The organism is Rickettsiales bacterium (assembly GCA_033762595.1).
In the GTDB taxonomy this organism is placed as follows: Bacteria; Pseudomonadota; Alphaproteobacteria; order Rickettsiales; family UBA8987; genus JANPLD01.
Window position 1 is genome coordinate 1 of record JANRLM010000021.1, and the last position, 9,538, is coordinate 9,538.

Here is a 9,538-nt window from a genome sequence, read left to right on the forward strand (position 1 = left end):
GGCTCAAAAAATCAATTAGTTTAATTTCTGCATTTTTCCTCTTAGGTTTCACCCCCCTATAAATGCGGGGTGACATTTTGTGGTTAAGTTGATAAAATATATGTTTAGTGAATACTCCTTTTGAAAAATTATATTATCTTCTAGCATTTTTATCAAAATATGGTTATTAAGGCTAAAAAATTACATCGTAAATGAGCAATCCTATTCTTAAAACCCTTGAAAATGTTATATTAAAAGCTGGTAAAGTTGTTAATAGAGATTATGGTGAGCTTGAAAATCTTCAAGTTTCTAAGAAAGGACCCGGTAATTTCGTTACTTCCGCGGATTTGAAAGTGGAAAAAATTATCATTACTGAGCTTCAAAGGGCTTACCCGCAATATAGTATTTTATCTGAGGAGGCCGGCCTAATTCAAGGCACTGGCAATAAATTTCAATTTATTCTTGACCCAATAGATGGCACAACTAACTTTATGCATGGCCTGCCGTTTTTCTGCATTACTTGCAGTTTAGTTGAAATTATTGGTGGTAAAAAGCAAGTTCAGCTTGCAATTACTTATGCACCTATATTAAATGAAATGTATATTGCAGAAAGAGGTTCAGGTGCAACTTGCAACGGCAGAAAGTTACAGGTTTCTTCAAGGGATAATATTGAAGAATCCCTTTTTGCGTGCTATATAGCAAAGTCAAATCAAGAATTTAGATCGCAAGATTTGAAAGCGATTACTGAGGTGAAAGTTAATTCTCGTATTTACGGCTCGGCGGCTTTAGAGCTTGCCTTTATAGCCTCTGGTAAGCTTGATGGAATGTGGCATAATCACCTTAAAGTTTGGGATTTTGCAGCAGGGACATTACTTGTTACTGAAGCAAGGGGTATGGTTTCTGAGATTAATGGCGGTTCTAATTATCTCGAATCTGGCTCAATAATCGCTGGTAATAGAGGGGTTTTTGAAGAGTTGAGGAATAGGGTTTCTAAGTCTTTTGGTAGTTAGGAGTTGGGAATTGGGAAATGGGTTTTAGGTGGTTAGATTATTTTGGTAATAACATCTAGCTTCCAACTCTTATGTCCTAATTCCTATCTCCCAATTCCCATCTCCAAACAATTATGAAATATTTTTTAACAATTTCAGTTTTTATTCTTTCTTTTGCGACTAATTCAGTTTCGCAACCAGTTCCTGCGTCTATGAGAAATTCTAACCCTTCACAAGTTCTTGAACTTCCAAAAGCTGAAGAAAAAATGGAAGAAAAGAAATCAGGGGAAGAAATCACCACGCAGGAAAACATTCAGCCACAAGAAAATTTAGAAGTTAAAGAGGAAGAAAAAAAAGATGTTATAATTGCAGATACAAAAGATTTTGAGTGGGATACTAAACCTGAGCCACAAAAAAATGATAATAATTTAATGCGAATTTCTTTCAGCAAAAATAATGTAAAATTAAGTAATGATGATGTTTTGGCGTTAAGCTCAATGCTTAGGCTTGCGGAGCAAAATAAAACTAATCACATGAAAATAAAATCTTTTGCAAGCGTTGAAGATTCCCCTCAAAAAACTAGGCAAAAAGCTATTTTAAGGGTTTTAGAATTAAAAGAAGAACTGCAAAAAAATAATTTTAACTTTGATAAAATGGCTGATGTTTTCATCTATCCTTCAGTTACAAAAGTTGGTGGTGATTACATTGACATTGACAAAGATTAAATAATATGGTTTTCAAAAATTAGTATTAACTTCAAATTGGAGATAAAATGAAAATAATTTCTACATTATTGCTTGCTTCAACCCTTGCAATTTCTGCTTGTGCGCCACAATATGGCCCTCAAGGAAATGCCGGTGGAATTGGTGGAACTGGCATAACTAAAGAAAATGTTGGTATGATTGCGGGTGGTCTAGGCGGTGCGCTTGCTGCACAAGGCGTTGGTAAAGGCAAGGGTAATGTTCTTGCGATAGCTGGTGGCACAATTCTTGGTGGTTTAATTGGTGGTGAAATTGGTAAATCGCTTGATAGAGCTGATATGGCATATGCAAATTCAACTACGCAAAACGCGCTTGAGCAAACTTCGTCAGGTGTAACTTCTAAATGGGTTAACCCAGATTCAGGTCATAGTGGCACTATAACTCCAGTAAAAACTTTCCAAAGTAACTCAGGTCAATATTGTAGAGAGTTTTCACAAACTATAAATGTTAGTGGTCAATCTCAAAAAGCATTTGGCACTGCCTGCAGACAGCAAGATGGTAGCTGGAAAATTGTAGGATAATAAGGTTCTAGGGGCTAGGCTCTAGGTTATAGGGTTTTCTAGTCTTAATAATAACAAAAGACTAACTACTAACTACTAAATAATTATGCTTGAACTTGAAAACTACCCAAAAGGAAATCTAATGGCTGGTAAAAAAGGCCTTATAATGGGTGTTGCGAATGATAAATCTATTGCGTGGGGCATTACAAAAGCTCTTTATGCGCAAGGTTGCAGGGATTTCTGTTTTTCATATCAAGGTGAGGCATTGCAAAAAAGGGTTACGCCACTAGCTAAAGAAGCTGAAAGCGAATTTTTAGTTGAGTGTGATGTTACAAATTCTGATTCTATCAAAAATCTTTTTGAAACTATTAAACAAAAATGGGGCAAAATTGATTTTCTTGTTCATGCAATTGGTTTCTCTGATAAAAATGAGTTAAGAGGAAAATATCTCAACACTTCTTTGAATAATTTCTTAAACACAATGCATATTTCTTGCTTCTCATTCACTGAAGTTGCAAAATATTGCTATGATATGATGCCAGATGGTGGCAGTCTTCTAACTCTCACATATTACGGCGGTGAAAAAGTTATGCCTCACTACAATGTTATGGGTGTTGCAAAAGCAGCGCTTGAGATGAGCACGAAATATTTAGCAAAAGATATGGGTGATAGAAAAATTAGAGTTAACGCTATTTCCGCAGGGCCAGTTAAAACTTTAGCCGCATCTGGGATTGGTGATTTTAGATTAATTTTCAAATGGAATGAATATAACGCACCACTTAAAAGAAATGTTGATCTTGAAGATATTGGCGGTGCTGCAGTTTATTTACTTTCTGATTTATCTCGAGGCACAACAGGTGAAATCCATCACGTTGATTCAGGTTATAATGTGATTGGAATGAAAGACGAAAATGCACCAGATTTAACTATTCCTGCTCATTAAATCATTTTTTTCTAAGTTTGTTATTGACTGAATAACAAGTTTCTACAAATTATTTCTAGCAAGTTTTGCATTAGGGGTATCCATTTTGTGTCATATCGAGCAGGGCGAGATATCTAGTTAGAATATATTCTTTCCAGATTTCTCACTTCAAGCCATTGGCTTTTCGTTAGAAATGACACTTCATAAAACTAATTTATTACAAAGATGAAGTTTCTTATTGGTGTAATTGTATGTTTAGGCTCAGTGATAGCGGGCTATGTTCTGCACGGCGGAAATGTTGCGGTTTTGTGGCAACCAACTGAATATCTTATCATTGGCGGTGCGGGCATTGGTGCGTTCATCATTGGCAACCAATCTCATGGAATTAAGGCCTGTATTTCCTCACTAAAATTACTTTTTAAGGGTGGGCATGTTTATTCAAAAGAAAATTATCTTGAGTTGTTAACAATGATGTATGAGGTTTTTAAGATGATAAAAACCAAGGGAATGCTTGAAATTGAAAAGCATATTGAAAACCCAGAGCAAAGTGATTTATTCAAAAAATATCCGAATTTCGTTCATAATCACCATGCAGTAGATTTTCTATGCGATTATCTAAGAGTTATGACAATGGGTGTTGATGATAAATATACCATTGAAGATATGATGAATGCTGAGCTTGATGTTCATCATAAAGAAGGGCATCAAACTGCCCACGCAGTTACAAACCTTGCAGAATCATTCCCTGCACTGGGTATCGTTGCAGCCGTTCTTGGTGTAATTATTACAATGGGCTCAATTGCTGAGCCACCAGAGATTCTAGGCGGTTTAATTGGTGCGGCACTTGTTGGAACATTTTTGGGTGTTTTACTCTGTTATGGTATTTTTGGGCCTATGGGTGCTTTTCTTGATAAATTTTTTGTTGAAGAAAGTAAATATTATGAAAGCATTAAAATTGGAATGCTAGCACATGTTCAAGGCAACGCCCCAGCGGTATCTGTAGAATTTGCTCGCAAAGTTCTTCCCACTGGTGTAAGACCATCATTTGCTGAAGTAGAGCAGGCTTATCAAAAAGGTGCATAACGAATAACTCAAAATGTCAGAAGATAAAAAATTGAAATTTTATGAAACTTGGACTTTCATAATAATAGTTTGCGTAATATTGCCAATATTATTTAGAACCTTTATATATTCTCCACGTCATATCCCTTCAAGTTCTATGAAGCCAACTTTGCTAATTGGTGATTATATTTTTATATCAAAATTTTCTTATGGGTATAGCAAGTTTGATTTGCCTTTCGGCTACGCAATAGATTATTTTGATGGTAGAATTTTTGACAAAGAGCCAAAAAGGGGTGATATAATAGTTTTTAGGCCATCAACGCAACCAGATACTGATTATATAAAAAGGTTAGTTGGCTTGCCAGGTGATATTATCCAAATGAAAGATGGTAAATTAATAATAAATGGTGAAACCCTGCCGATAAAAAGGGTTGAAGATTTTTATGATGAAAAAGAAGGGGGCTTGGTTTCTCAAATAAAACAATATCAAGAAACTCTTCCAAATGGCGTAACATATTATATTTTAGATGAGATTGATGGTGGGCCTGCTGATAACACTGATTTTTTCGTAGTCCCAGAGGGAAAATATTTCTTTATGGGTGATAATAGAGATAATTCAGCAGATAGCAGGATTGCTATAGGTTTTGTGCCGAAAGAAAATTTAATCGGCAGGGCAGAAGTGGTGTTTTTTTCAAATGAAGCCCCATTAATTAAATTATGGGAATGGATAGTTTCATTTAGAGAAAATAGATTTTGGAAAAGGCTAGGTTAGTGTAAATACACTTAAAAAAAATAAAAAGATGAAACAAATATCTGATGAAAAAATTAGGGATTTAGAGCAGAAAATTGGCTATAATTTTCGCAATAGATCGTTGCTCGCACAAGCATTAACGCACCCAAGCACAAAAAAAACTCTCCATTCCAAAGATTATGAAAGGCTTGAATTCCTTGGGGATTCCGTAATTTCTCTACTGGTAAGTGAAATTCTTTACCAATATTTCCCGTTTGAAGATGAGGGAGCACTTGCAAAAAGGCGTGCAAGCCTAGTTTGCAGGGAAGGGCTTTCAGAAATTGCACAAAATATCAATCTTGGTGAATATCTAATTATCAGTGCTGGCGAAGAAGGTTCTGGCGGTCGCCATAATAAAGCGAATCTTGAAAATTGTTTTGAGGCCTTGGTTGCTGCAATCTATGTTGATAATGGCATAAATTCCGCAAGGGATTTTATAGATAAATTTCTAAAGCCATTTGTTTTTCAAGCTAAAGAGCCGCCGAAAGATCCCAAGTCAAAATTGCAAGAATGGGCGCAAAAAAATGGTTTTGATTTGCCTAAATATGATATTGTTTCAATCACGGGCCCAGCCCATCAACCAGATATTACAATAGAGCTTAAATTAAACGATAAATCTGTTATAAAAAATTCTTCTTCTAGAAAAGATGCAGAAAGAATGGCCGCCGAAGAAATGCTCAAAATTTTGGATATTGAAAATGCAAAATAATAAAAAATTTGGCTATGTTGTTATAGTTGGCTCACCAAATACAGGTAAATCAACGCTTACAAATGCAATAGTTGGTTCAAAAGTTACTATAGTTTCTCCTAAAGCACAAACCACAAGAAGCCGAGTTACAGGTATAAAAATCGTTGAAAATACTCAAATTGTTCTAATTGATACTCCGGGAATATTCAATCTAGCTGGCAATCTCAACAATAAATTAAATCGTTCAATTGTTGCAACGGCAAAAAATAGTTTAGAAAATGCTGATGTAATTTGCTTTATGATTGATGTTACAAAGGGCTTAAGAAAAAATGAGGAAATTGTTCTTAAAGAGCTTGAAAAACATAAATCACCTAAAATTTTGGTGCTTAATAAAATTGATTTGATAAATAAAACTAAATTATTTGAGATCGCAAAAAATATTTCAGAAAAAGCTGACTTTCAAAAGGTTTTTATGATTTCCGCTTCTAAAAATGATGGCGTTTTAGAGCTTGAAAAATATCTTGCTACAAGCCTTCCAAGTGGTGATTGGCAATTTCCAGAAGATGAAATTTCAACCATTCAAACGCAATTTTTATGCGCGGAAATCACTCGTGAAAAACTTTTTAATGCTCTGCAAGAGGAGCTTCCATATGGGCTTTATGTTGAAAATGAAAAATTTGAGGAGTCTGAAAAGTCAATAAAAATACACCAAGCAATTATTACAAATTCTGAGATGCATAAAAAAATTATCGTCGGCAAAGCCGGCTCTATGATTAAAAAAATCGGTGAGGAATCCAGAAAAGATATTGAAAATATTCTTGGTAAAAAAACTCATCTATTCTTATTCGTAAAAGTTACTGAAGGCTGGCAGAATAAAAACCAAGCCTACATCTCCTCGCAAATTGATTTAGCGAAATAGCGTCTAAAAAAGCACATCTAGAAAAAATTTCAAATTTTATACAATTAAATCTAAAGTTGTATTTGTATTCAAACTAAAATAGTTTTTTATTAGATATAAAATATTGTAATTTATAATTTCTAACCAACTTAATTTTATATGTCTAAGCGTTCTGCACTAGTTGTTGATGATTCATTTACAATGAGAAATATGGTTAGCCTTGCCCTGAAAGAAGAAGATTTTGATGTAACCCTCGCTGGTGATGGTGTTGAGGCTCTCAATGTTTCTAAAGGTAAAAAATTTGATGTTATAGTTACTGATATCAATATGCCAAATATGGACGGGCTGGAGCTTATAAAAAACCTTCGTGAAAAAGATGAATTCAAATTCACGCCAATTTTAGTTTTAACAACTGAAGGCGGTGATGATAAGAAGAAAGAAGGTAAAAAACTTGGTGCTACTGGCTGGATAGTTAAGCCTTTCAATCCTGAAGTTCTAATTGCTACAATTAATAAAGTATGCAGCTAAAAAATAAATCAGTAGTGAAAAAATTAGAAAATAAATTTGAAGATAATTCTGAAAACCTTGCTGATTTGGCCTCTATTAGAGGGGCGTTAAATGTGGTTGAGAAAATTATTCCATCAGTAAACAAATTACTTGAAGATAATATTTTATTGCTGAGTGAGGGTTTAACTCAAATAGCGAGTGAGTCAAAAAAAATGCAAAAATATTTATCAGAAAATTCAACGCCTGATAAAAATTTGTTAGAGGCTTTTTCGAAAAGAATAAATGATGGTGCGTCGCAAGCAATAGTGGGTATTCAGTTCCAAGATAGGGTTTCGCAAAATTTAGTTATCGCATGTGATATCGCAAGCAATTTAGATAATTTTATTGCGGGAAAATATAGTTTGCTTGAAGGAAATCTTAACAAAGATTTGTCAAAAGATATAATGAATTTAATCAAGCTTGGTGAGATTAGGGATAATTATTTAGAGATATTAAAATCTCTAAAATTGATAAATGACCCCTCTGAGGTTGGCTTTGTACCAAATTCACAAGCTGATAAAGTTTCAAGTGATGATGTTGAATTATTTTAATTAAAAAAATAATGGCAAAAAAAATAAATAAAGTTTCAAAAAAAACTCCATCAAAGCAAGTGGTAAGCAAGCCAAAAAAATCTAATGTTATTAAACTAAAAGAGTTGATGGATATTTCTTACGCTGAAAAATTCTATAGTGAAATGCAATCGCATATTTCTTCTGCTGAAAATAATATTTTCTTTGATGCCTCTGATGTAACTCGCATCACAACGCCTTGTGTGCAAATCATAATTTCTGCGGATAAGGAAGCGAAGGAAAATAATATTCAAATAATTTTTAATGAGATTTCTGAGGCTTTTGAAAAAGCCTTTGCAGATCTCGGGTTGCAAGAAAACTTAAATAATTTAAGGGGATAATATGGCTAAATCTGTGCTTACGGTTGATGATTCAAAAACTATGAGGGATATGGTTTCCTTCACGCTCAAAAATGCTGGCTACACAATGCTTGAGGCTGAGGATGGAGTAAAAGGTTTAGAGGTGGCTAACGCAAATAAGTTGGATTTAATAATCACAGATCTCAACATGCCAAATATGAATGGGTTGGATATGATTAGAAATATCAGGAAAAACCCAGCTTTTGCAACGATTCCAATTTTAATGCTAACAACTGAAGGGGACGCTAATAAAAAAGCGGAAGGCAAGGAGGCTGGTGCTAGCGGTTGGATTGTAAAGCCATTCCAGCCTGAGAAATTAGTTGAGGTGGTTAAAAAAGTTTGCCCAGTTTAGTATTCGCTATTGTCACCCCGCACTTGGTTAGCGGGGTTAATGGTTGGAGAGCTTGAAGTAAAGTTAAGAGGGTGTTTTGTAGCTAACCCAGCAATAAATGCGGGGTGAAGGATTGATATATTTAGATATTTTCAAAAACTTAAAAAATGAATGATTTAGAACAATTTAAGGAAACCTTTATCACTGAAGCATCTGAGCTTTCTGAAGATATGGAAAGTAAATTGATGAACCTTGATACAGAAAACCCTGATAAAGAAGATATAAACGCAATCTTCCGCTGTGCACACTCCATAAAGGGTGGTGCGGGTTCATTTGGTTTTGATAGGTTAGTTAAATTTACTCATATATTAGAATTTTTGCTGGATTCCGTTCGTAATGATGAAATAAATCTAAGTGAAGATATTATTGATGCATTGCTTAAATCAGTTGATGTTCTGAAAATTTTTATCTCGGCTGCCCAAAATAATGAAGAAGCCCCTGAGGGTTATGAAGATGAATTACTCTCTCGCTTAAAAGCTATGAGTGAAAAAAATACTACTGCTAAAATATCTCCGAAAGCAGAAGAAAAAAAGATTGCAGAAGAAAAGCAGAAAGAAATCCAGCCTGATTTTTATCAATATAAAATAAAATTTCGCCCATTTAGAGAGCTTTTTGAAAGTGGTAATGAACCACTTTATATTATCAGAGAATTAGTAAAAAATGCGATTAATTATAATGTTTCTTGTGATGTTTCTAAAATTCAATCGCTCACAAATTTAACGCCATTAGATTGCTACTTTACTTGGGAGATTTTTCTGCAAACAAAAGATAATTTAGCAAAAGTAAAAGAAGTTTTTGAGTTCGTTGAAGATGAATGCGAGCTTGAGATTATTCAAGAAACAAAAACTGATTTGCCTACAAATGTTTCAAGCCCTGTGGAAAGCGAAGATGGCTCTTGGGGTTTGTTTGAAGAATATGCAGAAGAGGCAAGAAAGAAAAAAGAAGTTATAGATAATTCAGGTGCTTGGGGGTTATTTGATGATAATGTAATTGTTGCAACGCCTTCAAAGCCTGAAAATGCAGAAGTTCAAGCAACAAAACCAAAACCTAAAACAAATGCAAGCAATGATGCAAATGAGGCATC

The 9,538-nt window shown here is 34.4% G+C and carries 13 protein-coding genes; all 13 read left to right on the forward strand.

Annotated elements, in window-relative coordinates; all coding sequences use genetic code 11:
* Positions 1–191: 191 nt before the first annotated feature.
* Entirely contained in the window at positions 192–989 is a 798-nt protein-coding gene (locus SFT90_01625) for an inositol monophosphatase family protein (GenBank protein MDX1949182.1), read from the forward strand.
* Between the two features lie 113 nt (positions 990–1,102).
* Complete coding sequence (locus SFT90_01630; GenBank protein MDX1949183.1) at positions 1,103–1,693, forward strand: hypothetical protein; 591 nt, start codon at positions 1,103–1,105, stop codon at positions 1,691–1,693.
* Positions 1,694–1,740: 47 nt separating this feature from the next.
* Positions 1,741–2,250, forward strand: a complete 510-nt coding sequence (locus SFT90_01635) for an RT0821/Lpp0805 family surface protein (GenBank protein MDX1949184.1) — start codon at positions 1,741–1,743, stop codon at positions 2,248–2,250.
* Between the two features lie 85 nt (positions 2,251–2,335).
* Positions 2,336–3,172, forward strand: coding sequence for an enoyl-ACP reductase FabI (gene fabI, locus SFT90_01640; GenBank protein ID MDX1949185.1), 837 nt, complete (start codon positions 2,336–2,338; stop codon positions 3,170–3,172).
* Between the two features lie 204 nt (positions 3,173–3,376).
* Complete coding sequence (gene motA / locus SFT90_01645; GenBank protein MDX1949186.1) at positions 3,377–4,234, forward strand: flagellar motor stator protein MotA; 858 nt, start codon at positions 3,377–3,379, stop codon at positions 4,232–4,234.
* Positions 4,235–4,247: 13 nt separating this feature from the next.
* On the forward strand, positions 4,248–4,985 hold the full coding sequence (lepB, locus tag SFT90_01650; protein MDX1949187.1) for a signal peptidase I: 738 nt from the start codon (positions 4,248–4,250) through the stop codon (positions 4,983–4,985).
* Positions 4,986–5,013: 28 nt separating this feature from the next.
* Positions 5,014–5,712: a ribonuclease III gene (gene rnc / locus SFT90_01655; GenBank protein ID MDX1949188.1), complete on the forward strand. Its 699-nt coding sequence runs from the start codon at positions 5,014–5,016 to the stop codon at positions 5,710–5,712.
* Entirely contained in the window at positions 5,702–6,610 is a 909-nt protein-coding gene (gene era, locus SFT90_01660) for a GTPase Era (protein MDX1949189.1), read from the forward strand. Before rnc ends, era begins: the two co-directional genes overlap by 11 nt.
* A gap of 138 nt (positions 6,611–6,748) precedes the next feature.
* On the forward strand, positions 6,749–7,117 hold the full coding sequence (locus SFT90_01665; GenBank protein ID MDX1949190.1) for a response regulator: 369 nt from the start codon (positions 6,749–6,751) through the stop codon (positions 7,115–7,117).
* A 14-nt stretch (positions 7,118–7,131) separates the two neighbouring features.
* Positions 7,132–7,686 carry a hypothetical protein gene (locus SFT90_01670; protein MDX1949191.1) on the forward strand — a complete coding sequence of 185 codons (555 nt, stop codon included), beginning with the start codon at positions 7,132–7,134 and terminating at the stop codon, positions 7,684–7,686.
* A gap of 11 nt (positions 7,687–7,697) precedes the next feature.
* Positions 7,698–8,045, forward strand: a complete 348-nt coding sequence (locus SFT90_01675; protein ID MDX1949192.1) for an STAS domain-containing protein — start codon at positions 7,698–7,700, stop codon at positions 8,043–8,045.
* 1 nt (position 8,046) lies between these two features.
* Positions 8,047–8,415: a response regulator gene (locus SFT90_01680; protein ID MDX1949193.1), complete on the forward strand. Its 369-nt coding sequence runs from the start codon at positions 8,047–8,049 to the stop codon at positions 8,413–8,415.
* A gap of 146 nt (positions 8,416–8,561) precedes the next feature.
* Positions 8,562–9,538 (forward strand): Hpt domain-containing protein (locus SFT90_01685; GenBank protein ID MDX1949194.1); only part of this gene is annotated, 977 nt, incomplete at its 3' end.